Below are 22,891 nucleotides of genomic sequence, written 5' to 3' on the forward strand. Positions count from 1 at the left end.
CATAAATAAAACAGAGTTTAGGTATTAATCCTAAACTCTGTTTTTATATACAAATATTTATAATAAATTATCATATTTTCCAGCATTTAAACCTGCTACGTGACCAGTAACTAATGCACTTGTAATATTATATCCACCAGTATAACCGTGGATATCTAACACTTCACCACATAAGAAAAGGCCTTTAGACAATTTCGACATCATAGTCTTAGGTTCTATCTCTTTTAAAGAAACACCGCCACCAGTTACGAACGCCTTATCAATAGGTAAAGTTCCATTAACGTTAAATGAAAATCCTTTTAATAACTTAACTATTGTATTTAATTGTTGATTTGAAAGATGATGTGATGTTGTTTCATTATCAATTTCAGCTTGTTCTAAAATAAATAACAAATATCTTTCTTCAATTAACCCATGTAGACTGTTTTTAATATATTTATCAGGTTCATCTTTTAATAATTTTATAATATGTTGTGAAAGTTCATCCTCGTTCATAGTTGGAAAAACATCAAGTGCCATTTTTATATCTTGTTTCTTTTGATTTTTTTGTTCTTTATAAACAAATTGACTACATCTTAATGCAGCTGGTCCACTGACACCAAAATGTGTAAAAATCATATCCATTTGATGACTAATTCTTTTTTTGCCATTCTTTTTTAATACGGATAATTCTACATCTTTGAGACTTAGTCCTTTCAATGTTTTATCTTTAATAAAACGTTCAGGAGAAGTGATAGGTACTTCGGTAGGGAACAATTCTGTAATAGAATGGCCTAGCGATTTTGCAAAAGTATATCCGTCACCAGTCGAACCTGTTTGAGGCACACTCGTACCACCAGTTGCTATAATTAAACTTTTAGATTTATAAGTTTGTTGTGCAGTTTCAACTGAAAAAATACCTTCATTATCTTGTGATACATTAAGAACAGTGGTTTCTTCCTTAACTGTAACATTTTGTTTATTAATCGTATCAACTAAAGTATCCACGACGTCTTGTGATTTATTTGATACAGGGAACATGCGCCCATGATCTTCTTCTTTGAGTTTTACGCCGCGACTCTCAAAAAAATGAATAATAGATTCATTATCAAAAACAGAGAAAGGACTATATAAAAATTTTCCATTTCCTGGAATGTTTTTAATAATTTCTTCATAAGGTAAGCGATTGGTTACATTGCAACGACCACCACCTGAAATTTTTAATTTTCTACCAAGTCCTTTCTTTTTTTCTAACAAGAGAACTTGGTTACTACTAGAGCTAGCGGCAACAGCAGCCATTAGTCCGCTGGGGCCACCACCGATGATGATTGTTTGATACATTTTAACTGCCTCCAATAAATATTCATCACTATTGTATCTGAATAGAAAAATATATGCTATAGAAGTTGTATAATTAGATGACAATGAATAAAATGAGAATTATAATAGGAAACTTGAAGTATCATACATAAAAATCGACTAGCTAAGATTTGAGATTGCTTTTTATTTTATCAAAAGCGTGTTTACTAATAAAAATATGATAAAATCAATTAACACAAATAGTTTTTGTGATATATTTTATATTAATGTAAGCTAATAATAATGAATAAGATATGAAGTTAAATAACTTTAATAAACTTTTAAAGATAGGAAGATAGTTAATGAGCGAAAGTAAAGAAATGGTTCGTGGGACCTTCTTAATTACATTTAGTATATTAATTACGAAAGTTCTAGGTGTTCTATTTATTATTCCGTTTAACCATTTAATTGGTGGACAAGAAAATATGGCACCGTTTACTTATGCCTATGCGCCATATAATATTGCAATAGCTGTAGCAACAGCTGGTGTACCGTTAGCAGCTTCAAAATATGTTGCTAAATACAATGCTTTAGGTGCATACAAAGTAAGTCAGAAGTTTTATAAATCAAGTTTTATAGTGATGAGTATAACTGGTATTCTAGGATTTTTACTATTATACTTCCTAGCACCATATATTTCAGAATTAACACTATCACGTAATGCATCAGATAAAAACGGTTGGTCAGTTGCTGATATTACATGGATTATTAGAATTATAAGTATGGTTGTTATATTTATACCAGTACTAGCAACTTGGAGAGGTATATTCCAAGGTTATAAATCTATGGGACCAACAGCAGTATCAGAAGTTACAGAACAAATTGCACGTGTAATATTCATTTTAGTTGGAAGTTATTTAGTGTTAAATGTCTTTAATGGCACTGTATTAATGGCTAATGGTATAGCTACGTTTGCAGCAGCTATTGGTGCGATAACAGGTATTTTCACATTATGGTATTACTGGAGAAAACGTAAGAAACATATTGATAAAATGGTTTTATCAGATAACACAGATATAAATGTATCTTACGGAAATATGTATAAAGAAATTATAAAATATAGTATTCCATTTGTAATTGTGAGTTTAAACTTCCCGTTATTTAATTTAGTCGATCAATTTACTCATAACGGAGCTTTATCTATTGTAGGCGTATCTTCACAATTACAAGATATTTTCTTTAATATGTTGAATATGTCAACAAATAAAATAGTAATGATTCCTACATCTTTAAGTGCTGGTTTTGCAGTAAGTTTAATACCTTATATTACTAAGACATACGAAGAAGGTCGATTGCATGAAATGCATAGACAGATAAGAACATCTATTGGAGTGCTTATGTTTATTACTGTTCCTGCTAGTATAGGAATTATGGCATTAGCTCAACCATTATTTACAGTTTTCTATGGCTACGATCCAGTTGTTCAAGGTCATGACCCTAACTTTGATGGTAGTAGATTGTTATTCATATATGCTCCAGTAGCAATTTTAATTTCATTATTAAGTGTGACGGCTTCAATGTTACAAGGTATTGATAAACAGAAGTTAACTGTATATGTGATCTTGGGTGCAGTGGCTATTAAGTTGATATTAAACTATCCTCTAATTATGTTATTACGTACACCAGGTGCAGTACTTAGTACGTCAATTGCATTATTATTCGCAATTGGTTGCAACTTCTTTATCTTAAAGAAATATGCCAAATTTAAGTTCAGCTATAGTTGGATTCATTTTGGAAAAATATTCTTGTATTCATTCATTATGATGATAGGTGTAGAACTTGTCTTCTTTATTGGTAAGCTATTCTTAGCACCAAGTAAAGTAGGATATCTAATTATTATTATTGCTGGTGTTATCGTAGGTGCTGCAATTTATGGTGGAATTACAATAAAAACTAAATTTGCTGATGAATTTTTAGGAGAAATACCTGAAAAAATTAGACGTAAAGTTGGGTTCTTACGATGAGAATTGATAAATTTTTAGCTAATATGGGGATTGGCACACGTAACGAAGTTAAACAAAACTTGAAAAAAGGTCATGTGAAAGTTAATGATAGCGTGACTAAATCACCAAAAACCCATATCAATCCTGAAGTAGATATAGTTAAAGTTAATGAGTAAGTTATTAAATATATTGATAAAATTTATATTATGTTAAATAAACCAAGTGGTGTCATTTCTGCCACTGAAGATGACAAAGATAAAACCGTCATTGATTTAATCCCTGAGTATCAACACTTGGGGATTTTCCCTGTCGGTAGATTAGATAAAGATACAGAAGGTTTATTGCTTATTACTAATGATGGGCAATTTAATCATGATTTGATGAGTCCTCATAAACACGTTCCTAAAACTTATGAAGTTGTGTCTCAAAATTCCATATCGGAAAATGATATTAAATTATTCGAAAAAGGTATAGAACTTTCTGATGGAAAGGTGAAGCCAGCTCAATTAGAAATAATTGAAAACAAGCTCTCACGTGTTACCATATATGAAGGTAAATACCACCAAGTAAAAAGAATGTTTCATGAGATAGAAAATGAGGTATTAAAATTAAAACGTATTAAAATAGCTAATTTAGAGTTAGATGAAACACTCGAATTAGGAGAATATCGTTTATTAACAGAAAATGATTTTAAATTATTGTTAAACTAAAGAAAGAGAAGGTGTAATTTATGGCAAAAGGTACAAATTTATTTAGAGTAGTTCTAGGTTTAGGCGGCGCTGCAGCAGCAGTATTATTATCTCGTAAAGAAAGTAGAGATAAATTAAAAGAACAGTATAATCAATATAAAGAAGATCCAGAATCATACAAAGCAAATGCTAAAGATTTAGCTAATCAATTAAGTACGAAAGCTAATGAAACAATTCAAGACGTGAAAAACGATCCTAAAGGTTATGCAGAAAGATTAAAAAATGACCCTAAAGCTTTCTTAGAAGAAGAAAAAACTAAATTCACAAACTTAGATGATAAAAAAGAAGACGACCTAGACGAAGGTAAGTTTGATGATGAAGGTGGCGCAACAGTAAATAATAATTTACGTGTCGTTTCAGAAGATGACTTAAAAAATAATAAAAATGCGTTAGATGATAACAAATAATATTGGTTAACTTGAAACCCTATGTACTATTTCCAATAAGAGATAGTACATAGGGTTTTATTTAGTTATAAAAATTTAGAAAATTTCGTAATATTTCTGACGTCTTACTGTAGTTTCCTTGTAACTTCATGTAAAATAGTAAATAACTTATAAAAAAGGAAGTCGAATTCGAATGTGGAAAGAAAAAGTTCAAGAATACGAAAACCAAATAATTGAAGATTTAAAAGGTTTGTTGTCGATTGAAAGTGTAAGAGATGACAGTAAAGCTAGTGATGATGCGCCTGTAGGACCTGGACCTAGAGAAGCATTAGACTATATGTATAAATTGGCTGAAAGAGATGGATTTTCTACTCATGACGTAGAGCATATTGCCGGACGTATAGAAGCGGGTAACGGTGACGATCTCTTAGGTATTCTTTGCCACGTCGACGTAGTACCTGCTGGTGACGGTTGGGATTCAAATCCATTTGACCCAGTTGTTACAGACCAGTCAATCATAGCAAGGGGTACACTAGATGATAAAGGACCTACAATAGCAGCTTATTATGCAGTTAAGATTTTAAATGATATGAAGGTCGACTGGAAGAAACGAATTCATATTATTATTGGAACTGATGAAGAATCAGATTGGAAATGTACAGACCGTTATTTCCAAACGGAGGAAATGCCTGCACTAGGATTTGCACCAGATGCTGAATTTCCTGCTATTCATGGTGAGAAAGGTATCACTACATTTGATTTAGTTCAAAATGAAATGGCTGAAGATGTAGATGAACCAGATTATGAATTAATTTCATTTAATTCTGGACAACGTTATAACATGGTTCCAGATCATGCTGAAGCTAAAGTTTTAGTTAAAGAAAACATGACTGATGTTATTCAAAACTTTGAATATTTTATAGAATCAAATCAATTACAAGGTGAAAGCACAGTTGAGAGTGGAATTCTTATTTTAACTATTGAAGGTAAAGCTGTTCATGGTATGGATCCTTCATTAGGTGTAAATGCTGGCTTATATCTATTAGAATTTTTAGCTACATTAAACTTAAATAAAAGTGCTAAAGACTTTGTAAACTTTAGTAATCAATATTTACATGTTTCTCATTTTGGTGAAAAAATGGGTATGAAATTCCATACTGATATTATGGGCGAAGTTACTACTAATATAGGTGTTATCAATTATGATAATGAAAATGCTGGCCGATTTGGAATAAATTTAAGATATCCGCAAGGTTTTGAATTTGAAGAAGCTATAGAACGTTTTACTAATGAAATTAAACCATTAGGATTTAGAGTAGAAATGGGTAAAGTTCAAAAACCACACTATGTAGATAAAAATGATCCTTTTGTTCAAAAATTAGTAACTGCATATAGAAACCAAACTGGAGATATGACAGAGCCATACACAATAGGTGGAGGCACATACGCCAGAAACCTAGACAAAGGTGTCGCTTTTGGGGCAATGTTTAATGATTCAGAAGACTTAATGCATCAGAAAAATGAATACATCACGAAAAAACAACTATTTAATGCAACGAGTATATACCTTGAAGCGTTATACTCATTATGTGTGGAGGGATAATTTATGACAAAAGTTTTTATTAATGGTGAATTTTTAAATCAAGATGAAGCTAAAGTATCATACGAAGATAGAGGATATGTTTTTGGTGACGGAATTTACGAATATATTCGTGCTTACGAAGGTAAACTATTTACTGTAAAAGAACATTTCGAGAGATTTTTAAGAAGTGCTAACGAAATTGGATTAGATCTTACTTATACAGTTGATGAATTAATTGAATTAGTTCGTAAACTCTTAGAAGTAAATGATGTTAAAAATGGCGGTATTTATATTCAAGCTACACGTGGTGTTGCACCTCGTGAACATTCATTCCCAACACCACCAGTAAAACCGGTTATCATGGCATTTACGAAAAGTTATGATAGACCATATGAAGATTTAGAAAATGGTATTTATACTATGACAACAGAAGATATTCGTTGGTTACGTTGTGATATTAAAAGTTTAAACCTATTAGGTAATGTTTTAGCTAAAGAATTTGCTGTTAAATACAATGCTAGTGAAGCGATTCAACATCGTGGAGAAACTGTAACAGAAGGTGCTTCAAGTAACGTATACGCCATTAAAGATGGAAAAATATATACACATCCTATAAATAATTTTATTTTAAACGGAATTACGAGAAGAGTCATTAAATGGATTTCTGAAGATAAAAATATTCCATTTATTGAAGAAACGTTTACTGTTGATTTCTTAAAAAATGCAGATGAAGTTATTATTTCAAGTACGTCTGCTGAAGTTATGCCAGTAGTTAAAATTGATGGGGAAGATGTCGGAGATGGTAAAGTAGGCACTGTTACGCGACAATTACAAGAAGGATTCAATCAGTATATAGAAACACATAGTATATAAGTTGAATATTTATCAAAATTTCCACAACTATCTCACTCTAAATATGTTATAATCTAATTCAAAGTAGTTTTATAAATATTTAATGAGCGGACTAGTAAAATGTGTCTTTTAGTTTCTCATTTTTAGTTGAAATATGATGGTAAAAATTATAAAATCTTCTATGAGTGATATTAAATGAGGACGCAATTTTCAAGCGTATTTTTAGGGACAAAAATATACGAAATAGCCAACTCACAAAAACTGTAAAATAAATTTTAACAAGCGTGTAGAGCGACTATACGGTTTATATAAATTAGAATATATGGCTCTTGAAAACATATTTCTGGAGCCATTTTCTAATTGAAAGTGAGGTGAACGTGTTGGAGCAGTTTTATCAGTTAGGGTGGACATTAGATTCAGCTGGAGGCGCTTCTGGAGAGGCCTATATGGCTGAACAAGATGGACAAAAGTTGTTTTTAAAACGAAATACGAATCCTTTTATTGCAGCTTTATCTGCAGAGGGTATTGTACCTAAACTTGTTTGGACAAAAAGAATAGAAACCGGCGAAGTAGTTACGGCGCAGCATTGGAAAAACGGTCGCGAATTAAGTGCGAACGAAATGCATCAACCTAGAGTAGCCAAAATATTAAAAAAAATCCACAATTCTAAACCATTACTTACAATGTTAAAAAGAATGGAAATGGAACCTATTACGCCAGAGATTATGCTTAATAAAATTAATGCCTCTTTATCTAGAGAAGTGTTAACACATCATGTTGTTAGAAAAGCATTAACATATTTAGAAGAGCATATACCAAATTTAGATTCTCGTTTCTTTACTGTCGTACATGGTGATGTTAATCATAATAATTGGTTGTTATCTGATAGAGACGAACTATTTTTAGTAGACTGGGAAGGTGCAATGATTGCAGATCCAGCTATTGATATCGGAATGCTGCTTTACAATTACGTTCCCGAGAAGAAATGGTCTAAATGGTTCGAAACTTACGGCGTACAAGAAAGTTTGAACTTGAATAAACGTATGAAATGGTACACTGTGATTCAATCAATTGGTATGGTTCAATGGTATGAAGAACAGAAACGTTTTAAAGATATGAATACATGGCTTGAATTTTTAAATGAAGTTATGAATAGTAACTTATTTATTTAAGGAGATTTGATTATGAGAGTTCGCTACAAACCATGGGCGGAAGATTATTTAAAGGACCATCCAGATTTAGTAGATATGGATGGTTCACATGCTGGACATATAGAAGAATGGTTTGATAAGAAGCAACCTATTTATATAGAAATTGGCTCCGGTATGGGACAATTTATCACTACACTTGCCGCACAACATCCAGAGATTAACTTTATTTCAATGGAACGTGAAAAGAGTGTTATGTATAAAGTGCTTGATAAAGTAAAAGAGCAAAACTTAACAAATCTCAAAATGATTTGTAATGATGCGATAGAACTTAATGAATATTTTAAAGATGGGGAAGTTTCTAGAATATATCTAAACTTTTCTGATCCTTGGCCAAAAAGACGTCATGCTAAACGTAGATTGACTTATCATACATATCTAGCGCTTTATAAACAAATTTTAATTGATGATGGTGAAATTCACTTTAAAACTGATAATAGAGGTCTTTTTGCCTTTAGTTTAGAAAGTATGTCTCAATTCGGAATGTACTTTACAAAGATGAATTTAAACCTTCACGAAGAAGACGATGAGGATAATATCCTTACCGAATACGAACAGAAGTTTTCGGATAAGGGTTCTAGAATATATCGAATGGAAGCAAAATTTCATAATAATATTCAGCCAAATACTGATAATATATGATTATAAGCCTGAGACATTTATTGATGTCTCAGGTTTTATTTTGTCCAAGTTTAATTATTCAAATTAATACTAGCGACATTATTTTAGTTATTAGGATAAATTTCATTAATATTATTTTAACTTTTTAAAAAAATTGACTTTCAAAATTTTGTAATATCTTTTCGACAAATAAGTGAATAATTTCACAAAAGTAATTGATAATGATTATTATTTAGTATAATTAAAAGTGATCAAGGGAGGAATAAAAATGATTAATAAAGATACAATTGTTGCTGACGTCGTAACCGACATGCCATTAAGTTCCGATATTTTCAGAAAATATGGTATCGATTTTTGTTGTGGAGGCAATATTTCAATTGAGCAAGCCGTTGAAAATAAAAAAGTTGATGTACAAACTATCTTAGATGAAATTAACCAGTTACCTAATGAATCACAAGGTAATATCAATGTTAAATATCTTGATGTGCCATCATTAATTCAATATATACAGTCTCGTTATCATGAAACGATGCGTGAGGAATTTAAAAATCTATCTCCATACGTTACAAAAGTAGCTAAGGTACATGGACCTAACCATCCATTTTTAATTGAATTGCAAAATTTATATCGTCAATATAGAGATGTAATGCTTGAGCATATGGATGAAGAAGATAATCACGACTTTCCAGCATTAATCAAAATTTCACGAGGGGAACACGTTGATGATGCTTCGAAAATTATAGAAAGCCTAGTTAATGACCATACACAAACTGGACAATTATTAGAGGATATGAGAGTACTAACTAATCAATATCAAGCACCTAGTGAAGCGTGCCAAACTTGGAGACTCGTATATGATCGTCTTGAAAATTTAGAGCGTGAAACACATGAACATGTTCATCTTGAAAACCATGTCTTATTTAATAAATTTTAATTAAAGAAAGGGTGTTTAATATATGGTAAAAAAGTAGCAGGTCACACATTTTTAGCTCAACTCGGGAAAAAACGTTTACGTCCAGGTGGAATTTTAGCTACCAATTGGTTAATTGATAAAGGTTGTTTTTCAAATGATAAACGTGTTTTAGAAGTTGCATGTAATATGTGTACAACGTCTATTGAATTAGCTCAAAAATACCAATGCCAAATTGAAGCAGTTGACTTAAATAAAGCAGCATTACAAGTTGGCCAACAAAACGTAGATAAAAACGATTTAAATGACTATATTCATCTAACACAAGCAAATGCGATGGATTTACCTTTTGAAGATGAAAGTTTCGATATTATTTTAAACGAAGCAATGCTAACAATGTTACCTTATAAGGTTAAAGAAAAAGTATTAAAAGAATATTATCGTGTACTTAAACCTAATGGAATTGTACTTACACACGATATTGCTATTATAAATCGAGATAATGAGGACGTTATAGTTAATGAATTGAGTAAAGCAATCAATATGAAAGTGACGCCTTTAACGCCAGAAATTTGGTATAGTTTATTTAAAGATGCAGGATTTTCACAAGTTGAATCAAAAATAGGACCATTATCATTGATGTCACCAGTTGGCATGTTAAGAGATGAGGGTTTACTAGGAACTTTAAAAATTTTAAAAAATGCATTTAAAAAAGAAAACCGTCATATGTTTATAACTATGTTTAAAACAATGCGCAAACATAAATCAAATATGAATTATATTGTTCATGCTATTAAAAAATAGTTAAAATTAAAACGATTGATAACCTTAACATAGATAAAGATGTAAGGTTAAAGAAATCATTTAAAATAAGACAAAACCCATCAAAAGGGTCTTGTCTTATTTTTTACTTTTTAAGAACATCATACTTATGAATGGTATTAAATTGGACAAGATGATGATGTTATAACCTAAATTTGATGAAACAATTGACGTTGAATAAATAAGAATGAGTTCAATAATAATAAAAATTGTCGTAAACAACAGAATAATCTTATTATGTTTATATTGCATTATTGTCCTCCATATATTTAATTGCTTTAAAATGCGCAATAAGAACTTTAACATTAATTGCTATATATACGTTATTGTATTAAATTTGTTAATAAGAGTAAATTTAGTAAATGAGTGGGAAGGTGTCTTTTTATGAAATTAGGAGAATTAACTATTAACGATATTAATGGGGGTAATACTCATATTGATGGAGGTGCCATATTTGGCGTTGTACCTAAACCATTATGGACTAGAAAGTATAGTATGAATGATAAGAATCAAGTTCATACACCAACACATCCAATTCTTATTCAACATCCTCAATATAATATTTTAATCGATGCAGGTGTAGGTAATGGTAAATTAACTGACAAACAAAAAAGAAATTATGGCGTAACTCAAGAAGGCTTTATAAAAGAAGAATTACAATATTTTGGTTTAACGCTTGATGATATTGATATTGTGTTAATGACACATTTACACTATGATCATGCTGCTGGACTAACTGATTCAAATGGAAATGCACGATTCAAAAATGCTACTCATTATATTCAACAAGATGAATGGCATGAATTCTTAGCGCCTAATATACGTAGTAAAGCGACGTATTGGGAAAAGAATCAAGGTGATTATCAGGACAATATTATTTTATTTGATAAAGAGATTGAACCGGTATCAGGAATTAAAATGATACACACTGGTGGTCATAGCTTTGGTCACTCTATAGTTACTATTGAAAGTGAAGGAGAAAAAGCTGTGCATATGGCTGACATCTTCCCAACAGTAGCACACCAAAATCCATTATGGGTTACCGCGTACGATGATTACCCAATGACTTCAATTCGTGAAAAAGAAAGACTCATACCTTATTATGTTTTAAATGATTACTGGTTCCTCTATTATCATGACGAAAACTATTTCGCAGTTAAATATAATTACAAGGATCATTCAATTACATCATCTATCAAACGTTCATATCGTCAGTATTAAGTTGAAAAAAGGTTATAGTTTAGTTCATTAAGAAAAGTGATACTATAATGAACTAACTATAACCTATCATTTTTATGTAAATTTTAATTTTATAATTCGATAATATTTAAAACTTCACCAGTATATGCATCAGCATAAAAATCATAATCTACTAATTTACCATTTTTAGTTGCGGAGATACCGCCAAGATAAATAGGTTTATTAGCATTAATATTAGGATCGTTAAGAGGTTGTTGTACAATATATGAACCTTTGACATCCATAAAGTATGTTTTGACTTCTTCTAATAACTTATCGGGATTATAAAATTTTTTCTTATTTAGGTAAACAATTACGCCAGTTGATAAAATGACTACCGTACAAGCACCTACAATTAATATATTTTTACAATTTAAACATTTCATTAATGTATCTCCCTTTTCCATGATTCATATTATTAGTTTACCATAATGAAGATGATATAATAAATTATAAGGAGTGAAACATCAAATGACTATTGAAGAGAGTAAAACATTAGAACGCATGGAATATCTGACAGAATTACATGGTGCACCAGGATTTGAAGATGATGTTAAAACATATATGAAAGAACAAATGACACCTTATGTAGATCATTTTGTAGATAATAAAATGGGTGGGTTTTATGGTGTGAAAAAATCACCTAAAGCTAATGCTAAACGTGTAATGATAGCAGCTCATATGGATGAGATTGGATTTATGATTACACATATCACAGATAATGGTATGATCCAATTTACTAATTTAGGCGGCGTAGCAAATGATATATGGCAGGGACAAAGATTAAAAGTAAAAAATAGAAAAAACGAAGAAATTATTGGTGTCGTTGCCAATATTCCAAAACATTTTAGAACTGGTAATGAAGCAGCACCTCAAATTAAAGATTTAATGTTAGATATAGGTGCAAGTTCGAGTGAAGAAGTTAGACAAAAAGGTATTGAAATTGGCGACACAATTGTACCTGCTACGCCATTTACTCAGTTATCAGAATATAGATATAGTGCAAAAGCGTGGGATAATCGATATGGTTGTCTCATTGCTATCGAAATATTAGAATTACTGAAAGATACAGAATTAGATGTTGATTTATATGTTGGTGCCAATGTACAAGAGGAAGTAGGTTTAAGAGGCGCTAAAGCATCAGCAGAATTAATTCAACCGGATATTGCATTTGTAGTAGACTGTTCTCCTGCAAATGATATAAAAGGCAAGCAACAATTATCTGGTGCGTTAGGGGAGGGGACATTAATTCGTATCAAAGATGGTACGATGATACTCAGACCTACTTTTAGAGATTATTTATTAAATTTAGTAAAACAATATGATATTCCGCATCAATATTATATGTCACCAGGAGGAACAGATGGCGGTGAAATCCATAAAGCAAATGATGGTATTCCTACAGCAGTAATAGGAGTATGTGCACGTTATATTCATAGTACAGATGCTGTTTTTGATATCCGTGATTATTATGCCGCTCGTCAATTATTAAAAGCATCAATTACGAATTTAAATGAAGAACAAATACAACGATTACAATATCAGTAATATAGGAGTGAAAAACATGATACAACTTGAAACAGAACAACAATTTGAAGAATTAAAGCAAGGAAATACAGTTTTTGAATTTACAGCAGGATGGTGTCCTGATTGTAAGATAATAGAACCAGAATTGCCACAATTAGAAGAGAAATATCAATCTTTTAAATTTGTATCAGTAGATAGAGATCAATTTTTAGATATTTGTATAGAAAATGGTATTATGGGTATCCCAAGTTTCTTAGTTTATAGAGACGGAGAATTACTAGGAAGTTATATTGGTAAAGAAAGAAAATCCATTGAACAAATAGATCAATTTTTAGCACAATATATTTAATTGAATAGTTGAAAAATATATTTAAAAACTTGTTTTTTTCTGTTACTATCCTTTGATTTATTGTAAACTATTAAAAGGTGCGAAATAGGAGTGATATGAATGAATGTCTTTCAAATGAGAGATAAAATTAAACAGCGTTTGAATCATTTAGATGTAAATTATAAATTCGATCGTGAAGACGAAACATTAAGAATTTATAGAAAAGACAATCATAAAGGTGTCACAATTAAATTAAACGCTATTGTCGCAAAATATGAAGAAAAAGAAGAAAAAATTGTAGATGAAATTATATATTATATAGATGAAGCAATTGCTCAAATGGCTGATCAAGGTATAGAACAACTTGATGAAATTAAAATTATGCCGGTGATTCGTGCTACAAGTTTTGATAAAAAGACTAAAGAAGGCCATGCATTCATTTATGAAAATCATACTGCTGAAACTAATATCTATTACGCATTAGATTTAGGAAAGTCATATAGACTTATTGATGCAAGTATGTTAGAAACATTGAAAATGACAGAACAACAGATTAAAGAAATGTCACTTTTTAATGTAAGAAAGCTTGACAATAAATATAGTACCGATGAAGTGAAAGGTAATATATTCTATTTTATTAATTCTAATGATGGTTATGATGCAAGTCGCATACTTAATACATCATTTTTAAATGATATACAAGATCATTGTGAAGGCGAAATGTTAGTAGCAGTGCCTCATCAAGATGTTTTAGTCATTGCTGATATACGCAACAAAACAGGCTATGATGTGATGGCTCATTTAACTATGGAGTTTTTCACAAAAGGACTTGTCCCTATTACTTCTTTATCTTTTGGATACGACAAAGGTCATCTTGAACCAATATTCATATTAGGGAAAAACAATAAACGAAAAAGAGACCCTAACGTCATACAAAGATTAGAAGCTAATCGTAAAAAATTTAATGATAAAAATAAATAATAATAAAAATAAATAATGATAAAGGAGATATATACAATGAATTTATTCTTTAATCCAAATGGTGTAGGAGATGTTGCATTCTTACAAATCGACCCTACAGAAGGCGAATTCAATTATAAAAAGAATAACGACGTAGTAGAAATAACTAACGAAGATAACGAAGTAGTTGGGTATAATTTCTTTAATATATCTACTCATATACAATTAGAAGGTAATGGACACATTAAATTAACTGAAGAAATCGTTAATCAATTACAACAAATGATTAAAAATAATGGTTTCACATATGAATTGAATGCTGATTTATCTCCAAAATTTGTTGTAGGTTATGTAGAAACAAAAGAAAAACATCCTGACGCTGATAAATTAAGTGTACTCAATGTCAATGTAGGTAATGATACATTACAAATAGTTTGTGGCGCACCAAATGTCGAACAAGGACAAAAAGTAGTTGTAGCAAAAGTGGGCGCAGTAATGCCAAGTGGTATGGTAATCAAAGATGCAGAACTTAGAGGCGTTGCATCTAGCGGTATGATTTGTTCAATGAAAGAATTAGATTTACCAAATGCTCCTAAAGAAAAAGGTATTATGGTGCTAGATGATAGCTATGATATTGGACAAGCATTTTTTGAATAACAAAGGAAGGTCGTGAAAGTATGAGCTGGTTTGATAAATTATTTGGCGAAGATAATGATTCAAATGAAGATATATTAAGAAATAAAAATAAAAGACGCCAGGCAACTCAATCGAATGATTCTAATCATGACTCATTACTGCCACAAAATAATGATATCTATCATCGACCAAAAGGTAAATTCCGATTTCCTATTAATGGTTTTGAATCAGAAAATGTGGGGTCTGAATATACATCTGTGAATGATGGGGAACAATCTTATGTGAAAAATGATGATAATGAAACTTTAACTTCTCAAGAAAGTAAGAGACATCGTCGTAGAAGGAATCATGCCAATGACGATGAGTATGTGAACTCGTCTCGACAATCTAATTCAAATAAAACTAGAAGAAAACAAGTAACAAATCCTTATGTCACTAAATCAACTCACCGCCAAATTTCTCCTACTTCATTAGGAGATAACAAATCTAATAATGGTGCTACATCTTCAAAATCACAACCAAGAATGAAATTACAATCCGAACGTTTTAAATCAAATTATAAAACGCAACCGGAGTATACATATCACAAAAGTGATTTTAAAGCTTCAGAAGTACCATCAGCCATTTTTGGTACGATGAAAAGACGACCAATTGAAAACGGCATGATACCTCCTAAAGACAATGAAGAAGAAACTAATAATAAAATGAGTTCAAATGTTAATCATTCTAGTGACAACGATGGATACACTGCCGAAAGATCCCAAAGCAACTTTAGAAGTAATCAACAATCGAATGATGTAAAAGAAACTAGTACAAATAGTAATTCAAAACATGATGAGAATATAAATCAACAAACATCGTCAGTGGGAGATGAAAAAGCAATTAACTCAACTCCTAACCATTCAACTAAAGATAATACTATTAATATTAACAATATCTATGCATCTCAAATTGTTGAAGAAATTCGAAGAGAACGTGAACGAAAAGTGCTTCAAAAGCGTCGATTTAAAAAAGCATTGCAAGAAAAAAGACAACAAAATAAAGAGACCAATGAAGATAGTATACAAAAAGCAATTGATGAAATGTATGCCAAACAAGCACAACAATATGTTGGTGAAAGTTCATTAGATATGGAATCTCAAGACGATAGCAATGCTATGATTGACGAGCATGACAACAATGAAACAATAAATCAAACAGATGCAATTGAAAATTCAGACCTAGATCAACAAGAAACATCTCATTACAATTATGAAGAAATCGATTTATCTGATATTAAACCAAGACATCAAGTAAATGATGACGATGTTACTGTGACTGATGTAACAGAACAAGATGAAGGCTCAGAAACAACTGATACTAACTATGTTTCATCTCAATCCATATATGATGATCGAACAACTACCGTCCAGAAAGACTCTGAATCTAGTCAAAGTGACTCTACAATTAGTTCAGAAAATGCAAAACATCATTACAGTGATAAAACATCAATATCAGAAAATGAAGATAATAATATAGATGATGCAGATTATCGAGAATTAGATGATAGTGAGCAACCAACAACATATTCTACTTCAGAACATACATCTTCATCTCTATATGATAGTGAGACATCACAACTTAATGATCATAAGCACTTGAATAGAAGAAGTGGTCATAATGCAGTTACTCAAAGCGTCGATCATGAAACGGAATATGCTAAAAAGCGAAATCCACATATTCAAGATAGCAATTTAGGTAATAGTGATAAAACAATGTCAACATCAGAATCAGTATTAGAAAGTGATGAATCATTAAGTGATAGTTTCATCTCTAATAATAGTAATGAAACATCTGAATTTGTCGCTTCATCTTATGATAATACTCAAAACTTAAGTAGTTCAGAAAATAGCTATTCTGAATCTATAAATGATAATCAATCAGAAAGTTCTGATCAGAAGTTTGATAAAGTTAATAGTGAAAATAAAGGCGTAGAAACTAATCAGCATCTACATTCTGAACAAACTAGCAAGCCATTAAAAGGTAGTAAGCCATTTAATGTTGTTATGACGCCTTCAGATAAAAAACGTATGATAGATAAGAAAAAATCTCGCACAGTTCATGTTCCAAATCTAACGCCTGAACGTCAATCAAATTCGACACAATCAAATAATATTAAGCAAGCATCGTCAGAGCAATACAATACATCAGAACACTCTGAATCAAATCAACAATCAAACAATATAAGTGAAAGTGAAGCGCCTTCAGCTGATCGTACAAATGAACTAAATCAAACAACATATGAAAGTGACTCAAATTCAACTGCAAGTGAACATAGCCTAAGTGCAAATGACGTTGTCAATAATGAGAATGTGCAAATGGCTCAGAGCGATTATAATGTTGGAATTAATCAAAATATGGAAGATGATAGTTCGTCTATGCAACATGCTTCCAATGATGTTAATGAAAATGATTCAGATAATCGCAATGAAGACAAACGAGAGAATACTCATGCATCTACATCTAAGGTTACATCTGGAGAAGTGGATAATAATAATGAAAATATTAAAGTTCAAAAGCCCACTATAAGAAAAGGTCCAAATATTAATTTACCTAGTATGGAATTGCTTGAATCACCAGAACCACATGAAGTAAATGAAGAGTGGATTGATGATAAAAAGCAAGAATTAAATGATGCATTATATTATTTCAATGTTCCTGCAGAAGTTCAAAATGTTACTGAAGGTCCAAGTGTGACCCGTTTTGAATTATCAGTTGAAAAAGGTGTTAAAGTATCAAGAATTACTGCTTTACAAGACGATATTAAAATGGCGTTAGCAGCCAAAGATATACGTATCGAAGCGCCGATACCAGGTACAAGTTTAGTAGGTATCGAGGTACCTAATCAAAACCCTGCCAAAGTCAATTTGAGATCAATTGTAGATTCAGATCAATTTAAAAATGCTGAATCTAAATTGACAGTTGCAATGGGTTATCGCATCAACAATGAACCATTACTTATGGACATTGCTAAAACACCTCATGCTTTAATTGCAGGTGCAACAGGTTCAGGTAAATCAGTGTGTATTAATAGTATTTTAATGTCGCTATTGTATAAAAATCATCCGGAAGAATTAAGATTATTATTAATTGATCCAAAAATGGTTGAATTAGCACCATATAATGATTTGCCACATCTTGTGTCACCAGTAATTACAGATGTTAAAGCAGCCACACAAAGTTTAAAATGGGCTGTTGAAGAAATGGAACGTCGATATAAATTATTTGCTCAATATCACGTTAGAAATATTACAGCATTCAATAAGAAAGCTTCTTATGAACAAAGAATGCCAAAAATTGTTATAGTAATAGATGAATTAGCCGATTTAATGATGATGGCGCCACAAGAAGTAGAACAATCCATCGCGAGAATAGCTCAAAAAGCGCGTGCATGTGGTATTCATATGCTTGTTGCCACACAAAGACCATCAGTTAATGTTATTACCGGTTTAATTAAAGCTAATATCCCAACTAGAATTGCATTTATGGTATCATCAAGTGTAGATTCTAGAACTATTCTTGATAGCGGAGGAGCAGAACGACTATTAGGATATGGCGACATGTTATATCTTGGTGGCGGTATGAATAAACCTATCCGTGTTCAAGGTACATTTGTTTCAGATGAAGAAATTGACGACGTTGTAGATTTCATTAAACAGCAACGTGAATCTGATTATTTATTTGAAGAAAAAGAATTATTAAAGAAAACACAAACTCAAGCACAAGATGATTTATTTGATGATGTGTGTGAGTTCATGATTAATGAAGGACATATTTCTACTTCGTTAGTACAAAGACATTTCCAAATTGGGTATAATAGAGCAGCGAGAATCATAGATCAATTAGAACAACTAGGTTATATATCTGGAGCGAACGGTTCTAAACCTAGAGATGTTTATATTACTGAGGCGGATTTGAATCAAGATTAAAAATTAGTAAGGAGTTTTATAATGACACACTATCATTTTGTCGGAATTAAGGGTTCTGGCATGAGTTCATTGGCACAAATCATGCATGATCTTGGGCATGAAGTGCAAGGCTCAGATATTGAAACTTATGTTTTTACAGAAGTTGCTCTAAGAAATAAAGGTATAACTATCTTACCGTTTGATAGTAACAATATTAAAGAAGATATGGTAATTATACAGGGTAATGCTTTCCCTGATACACATGAAGAGATAGTCAAAGCACATCAACTTAAATTAGATGTGATTAGATATCATGATTTTCTTGGCCATGTAATTAACCAATATACTTCGGTAGCAGTTACTGGTGCACATGGTAAAACATCAACAACTGGATTGTTATCTCATGTGATGAATGGAGATAAAAAGACTTCATTCCTTATAGGTGACGGTACAGGAATGGGTTTACCTGGCAGTGACTATTTTGCATTCGAAGCTTGCGAATATCGACGTCACTTTTTAAGTTATGATCCTGACTATGCAATTATGACAAATATTGACTTTGACCATCCTGATTATTTCAGAGATGTTGATGACGTTTTTGATGCATTCCAAGAAATGGCTCAAAATGTTAAAAAAGCTATCATTGCATGGGGCGACGATGAATATCTTAGAAAATTAGAAGCGGATGTACCCATTTATTACTATGGTTTAAAAGAAACTGATGACGTATATGCTAAAAATATACAAATCACTGAACAAGGTACACAATTTGATGTTTATATTAATGGAGAATTTTATGATCAATTCCTATCACCACAATATGGTGACCATAATATTCTAAATACATTAGCTGTTGTAACTATTAGTTATTTAGAAAAAATGAACGTTGATAATATAAAAGAAGCATTAGAAACATTTGGTGGTGTAAAACGTCGATTTAATGAAACAAAAGTATCAAATCAAGTATTAGTAGACGATTATGCTCACCATCCAAGAGAAATTAATGCTACAATTGAAACAGCTAGAAAAAAATATCCACAAAAAGAAGTTATTGCTGTATTCCAACCACATACATTCTCAAGAACTCAAGCATTCTTAGAAGAATTTGCAACAAGTTTAAGCGCAGCTGACCATGTTTTCTTATGTGAAATTTTTGGTTCAATTAGAGAAAACACTGGTGAATTGACGATTCAAGACTTGATTGATCGTATTGATGGATCAGCATTAATTGATGAAAATAGTATAGATGTATTAGAGAAATTTGATAATGCTGTAATATTATTTATGGGCGCTGGAGATATACAAAAAATCCAAAAAGCGTACTTAAATAAATTAGGTATAAAAAAAGATTTCTAATATGTTTATAATGATTTCTCAAGGGTATTAAATATTAATGAATTTTATAATTAGGTATTTAGGAGGCGTTTTTAATGGATTGGATTTTACCAATTGCTGGAATTATCGCTGCGATAGCGTTCTTAATTTTATGTATCGGTATCGTTGTAGTGTTAATTTCTGTTAAGAAAAATTTAGATCACGTGGCTAAAACACTTGATGGTGTTGAAGGTCAAGTACAAGGTATTACAAGAGAATCTACTGATTTACTTCATAAAGTTAACCGTTTAACTGAAGATATTCAAGGTAAAGTTGATCGTTTGAATTCTGTAGTTGATGCTGTTAAAGGTATTGGTGACTCAGTTCAAACATTAAATGGTTCAGTTGACCGTGTAACTAATTCTATTACACACAACGTATCTCAAAATGAAGATAAAATTTCTCAAGTAGTACAATGGTCAAATGTGGCAATGGAAATTGCTGACAAATGGCAAAATAGACACTACCGTCGAGGAAGTGCAAATTACAAAGCAAACACAGTAGCAAATGATACAGATCATAGCTATACTACACGTGTTGACAAATAATTAATAAGAATGAACTAAATGCACTTAAATGAGGTTGTTACTTGTTTAAGTGCATTTGTTATAGGGAGGAATAAATCATGGAACACTATAATCGTGATGATTTTGAAAGAAATAATACTGGAAATGATTTATACAGCCGTCATACTCGTATAAATAATCAAACACCACAACGTAAAGATTTTGTTGTAAGCTTTATTACCGGTGCTTTAGTAGGTTCAGCTTTAGGGTTATATTACAAATTGAAAGTTTTCGAAAAAGCTGATCAAGCAATTGCTAAAGAAAAAGAACTACGTGAAAAAGCATTAAATTACAAATCTCAAGCAGAACAACGTTTTGAATCTGTTAAAAACCAAGTTGAAAACTTCAGAAATAAATCAAAAGATGGTATCTCATCTGATGAATTATCAGCACAAAAAGTCGCAATCCAAAGAGAAGTAAGCGACAATAATTTAGCAGATCAATCACCAGAAGCTAGAGATATTCAAGAAGCAAAATTAGAAGCAGAAGGAAATTCTGGATCAGATGCTTCAGCTACAGAATTAGCAGCACAACAAAACGCAATTCAAGCTGAAACAAATAAAGATAGTTTAGCAGATCAGTCACCACAAGCACGTGAAATACAACAAGCCAAACAAGAAGCGCAAAATGAAGAGCAACAATCTAATACAACGCCATCAGCTACAGAATTAGCAGCACAACAAAATGCAATTCAAGCTGAAACAAATAAAGATAGATTAGCAGATCAGTCACCACAAGCACGTGAAATACAACAAGCCAAACAAGAAGCGCAAAATAAAGAACAACAATCTAATACAACGCCATCAGCTACAGAATTAGCAGCACAACAAAATGCAATTCAAGCTGAAACAAATAAAGATAGCTTAGCAGACCAATCACCACAAGCACGTAAAATTCAAGAAGCTAAGGAAGAAAGTCAGAATGAGGAACAACAATCTCATATAAATAGTAATCAACACGTATCATCTGAAGAAGTTGTAATGGCAAAATCTGCTATTAAAGAAGAATCTTCACTATCTGATCCATCAAAAGAAAAAGCTAGCAAATCAACACAATCTAATGCAGATAAATTAGCAAGTGCAGCTAAAACGAAGAAAACAAAATTAGATAATGATGCTAATGTATCAGCTAATACTAAAGCTTTAACAAAAGAACAGGGTGTAGCCAAAAATAATAAACAATCTACACCAAATTTAGTAACTAAAACTGAAGAACAATCAACAAAAAATAATGATGGTTCATTTGCTAATAGACTAGCAAGTGCAGCTAAAACTAAAAAAAGTAAATTAACTAAAGGTTCTAAAGAATCTCAATTAACTAAAGCATTACTTGAAGAAGCACCAATTGCAAAATCAACGATGACTAAAGTACCTAATTTAGTTACTAAAACAACAACAAAATCTAACCAAAAAAATAAATCAGCACAATCATCATCTAAACAATCTAGTACTAAGCAACCAACAAAAAAACAAAGTAAAGCACAGTTTGATAAAGGTGTCGTAACAAGACAAAATAATAATCAATCAACTAAAAAATCTAATAGTCAAGCTAAAGCAACAACAAAATCAACTAAAAAAAATTGTAATCAAACAACAGCACAAACAAAATCAACTAAGAAAACAACAAAATCATCTAATCAAAATAAAGCACAACAAGATAAAACAAAATCTACTCAACAAAAAGTAGAAAAAACAACTAGTAAAATCGAAAAACGTACTTTTAATGACTAATTAGTTTGTATTTAATATAAGTTAATATTATGATATTAATATAAGCACTCATTGGTTAGTATTTGATTTTAGTGGTTAAAATTAAATGTATAACATATTAGAGTGGAACCCATCATTCATTTACAGTAGGATGTATGACGTTCTGCTCTTTTTCTTTTTTAAAATATGTGTTC

19 protein-coding genes and 1 pseudogene are annotated in these 22,891 nt (G+C 31.2%); 18 read left to right on the forward strand and 2 right to left on the reverse strand.

Going from position 1 to position 22,891, the window contains the following annotated elements; translation table 11 throughout:
- Positions 1 to 57: 57 nt before the first annotated feature.
- A complete protein-coding gene (locus N524_RS0103270; RefSeq protein ID WP_029055640.1) occupies positions 58 to 1,320 on the reverse strand; it encodes an NAD(P)/FAD-dependent oxidoreductase in 1,263 nt (420 codons plus the stop codon).
- A 320-nt stretch (positions 1,321 to 1,640) separates the two neighbouring features.
- Between N524_RS0103270 and N524_RS0103275 the strand changes: the two genes are divergently transcribed.
- The 10 genes and pseudogenes from N524_RS0103275 (at position 1,641) to N524_RS0103320 (ending at position 11,632) form a co-directional block, all read left to right on the forward strand.
- Positions 1,641 to 3,302, forward strand: coding sequence for a putative polysaccharide biosynthesis protein (locus N524_RS0103275; protein ID WP_017638275.1), 1,662 nt, complete (start codon positions 1,641 to 1,643; stop codon positions 3,300 to 3,302).
- Positions 3,299 to 3,991, forward strand: a pseudogene (locus N524_RS12725) (pseudouridine synthase). Before N524_RS0103275 ends, N524_RS12725 begins: the two are co-directional and overlap by 4 nt.
- Before the next feature lie 20 nt (positions 3,992 to 4,011).
- Positions 4,012 to 4,437 carry a YtxH domain-containing protein gene (locus N524_RS0103285; RefSeq protein WP_017638273.1) on the forward strand — a complete coding sequence of 142 codons (426 nt, stop codon included), beginning with the start codon at positions 4,012 to 4,014 and terminating at the stop codon, positions 4,435 to 4,437.
- A 172-nt stretch (positions 4,438 to 4,609) separates the two neighbouring features.
- Positions 4,610 to 6,019, forward strand: a complete 1,410-nt coding sequence (gene pepV / locus N524_RS0103290; protein ID WP_029055641.1) for a dipeptidase PepV — start codon at positions 4,610 to 4,612, stop codon at positions 6,017 to 6,019.
- A 3-nt stretch (positions 6,020 to 6,022) separates the two neighbouring features.
- Positions 6,023 to 6,871 (forward strand): D-amino-acid transaminase, encoded by an 849-nt coding sequence (gene dat / locus N524_RS0103295; RefSeq protein WP_017638271.1) that lies wholly within the window; start codon positions 6,023 to 6,025, stop codon positions 6,869 to 6,871.
- A 359-nt stretch (positions 6,872 to 7,230) separates the two neighbouring features.
- On the forward strand, positions 7,231 to 8,022 hold the full coding sequence (locus N524_RS0103300; protein ID WP_017638270.1) for a phosphotransferase family protein: 792 nt from the start codon (positions 7,231 to 7,233) through the stop codon (positions 8,020 to 8,022).
- Positions 8,023 to 8,034: 12 nt separating this feature from the next.
- On the forward strand, positions 8,035 to 8,700 hold the full coding sequence (gene trmB / locus N524_RS0103305) for a tRNA (guanosine(46)-N7)-methyltransferase TrmB (RefSeq protein WP_017638269.1): 666 nt from the start codon (positions 8,035 to 8,037) through the stop codon (positions 8,698 to 8,700).
- Positions 8,701 to 8,947: 247 nt separating this feature from the next.
- Positions 8,948 to 9,613 (forward strand): iron-sulfur cluster repair di-iron protein ScdA, encoded by a 666-nt coding sequence (gene scdA / locus N524_RS0103310; protein ID WP_029055642.1) that lies wholly within the window; start codon positions 8,948 to 8,950, stop codon positions 9,611 to 9,613.
- Between the two features lie 18 nt (positions 9,614 to 9,631).
- Positions 9,632 to 10,393 (forward strand): class I SAM-dependent methyltransferase, encoded by a 762-nt coding sequence (locus N524_RS0103315; RefSeq protein ID WP_029055643.1) that lies wholly within the window; start codon positions 9,632 to 9,634, stop codon positions 10,391 to 10,393.
- Positions 10,394 to 10,795: 402 nt separating this feature from the next.
- Positions 10,796 to 11,632, forward strand: coding sequence for a YtnP family quorum-quenching lactonase (locus N524_RS0103320; RefSeq protein ID WP_037555524.1), 837 nt, complete (start codon positions 10,796 to 10,798; stop codon positions 11,630 to 11,632).
- Between the two features lie 89 nt (positions 11,633 to 11,721).
- On the opposite strand, the gene N524_RS0103325 is transcribed toward N524_RS0103320, so the two are convergent.
- Positions 11,722 to 12,036, reverse strand: a complete 315-nt coding sequence (locus N524_RS0103325) for a PepSY domain-containing protein (protein ID WP_037555526.1) — start codon at positions 12,034 to 12,036, stop codon at positions 11,722 to 11,724.
- Positions 12,037 to 12,121: 85 nt separating this feature from the next.
- On the opposite strand from N524_RS0103325, the gene N524_RS0103330 reads away from it, so the two are divergent.
- The 8 genes from N524_RS0103330 to N524_RS0103365 all read left to right on the forward strand — a co-directional run bounded on the left by N524_RS0103330 (position 12,122) and on the right by N524_RS0103365 (position 22,718).
- Complete coding sequence (locus N524_RS0103330; protein WP_029055646.1) at positions 12,122 to 13,198, forward strand: M42 family metallopeptidase; 1,077 nt, start codon at positions 12,122 to 12,124, stop codon at positions 13,196 to 13,198.
- A gap of 16 nt (positions 13,199 to 13,214) precedes the next feature.
- Complete coding sequence (locus tag N524_RS0103335) at positions 13,215 to 13,526, forward strand: thioredoxin family protein (protein ID WP_017638263.1); 312 nt, start codon at positions 13,215 to 13,217, stop codon at positions 13,524 to 13,526.
- A 99-nt stretch (positions 13,527 to 13,625) separates the two neighbouring features.
- Positions 13,626 to 14,486 (forward strand): DUF1444 domain-containing protein, encoded by an 861-nt coding sequence (locus N524_RS0103340; RefSeq protein WP_029055647.1) that lies wholly within the window; start codon positions 13,626 to 13,628, stop codon positions 14,484 to 14,486.
- 36 nt (positions 14,487 to 14,522) lie between these two features.
- A complete protein-coding gene (gene ytpR / locus N524_RS0103345; RefSeq protein WP_017638261.1) occupies positions 14,523 to 15,122 on the forward strand; it encodes a YtpR family tRNA-binding protein in 600 nt (199 codons plus the stop codon).
- A 20-nt stretch (positions 15,123 to 15,142) separates the two neighbouring features.
- Positions 15,143 to 19,069: a DNA translocase FtsK gene (locus N524_RS0103350; RefSeq protein WP_029055648.1), complete on the forward strand. Its 3,927-nt coding sequence runs from the start codon at positions 15,143 to 15,145 to the stop codon at positions 19,067 to 19,069.
- Between the two features lie 21 nt (positions 19,070 to 19,090).
- Positions 19,091 to 20,404 carry a UDP-N-acetylmuramate--L-alanine ligase gene (murC, locus tag N524_RS0103355; protein ID WP_017638259.1) on the forward strand — a complete coding sequence of 438 codons (1,314 nt, stop codon included), beginning with the start codon at positions 19,091 to 19,093 and terminating at the stop codon, positions 20,402 to 20,404.
- Between the two features lie 74 nt (positions 20,405 to 20,478).
- Entirely contained in the window at positions 20,479 to 20,970 is a 492-nt protein-coding gene (locus N524_RS0103360; protein WP_002467416.1) for a DUF948 domain-containing protein, read from the forward strand.
- Positions 20,971 to 21,047: 77 nt separating this feature from the next.
- Positions 21,048 to 22,718: a smooth muscle caldesmon gene (locus N524_RS0103365; protein ID WP_029055649.1), complete on the forward strand. Its 1,671-nt coding sequence runs from the start codon at positions 21,048 to 21,050 to the stop codon at positions 22,716 to 22,718.
- Positions 22,719 to 22,891 lie beyond the last annotated feature (173 nt).

The organism is Staphylococcus sp. URHA0057, from assembly GCF_000620265.1.
Taxonomy (GTDB): Bacteria; Bacillota; Bacilli; order Staphylococcales; family Staphylococcaceae; genus Staphylococcus; species Staphylococcus pasteuri.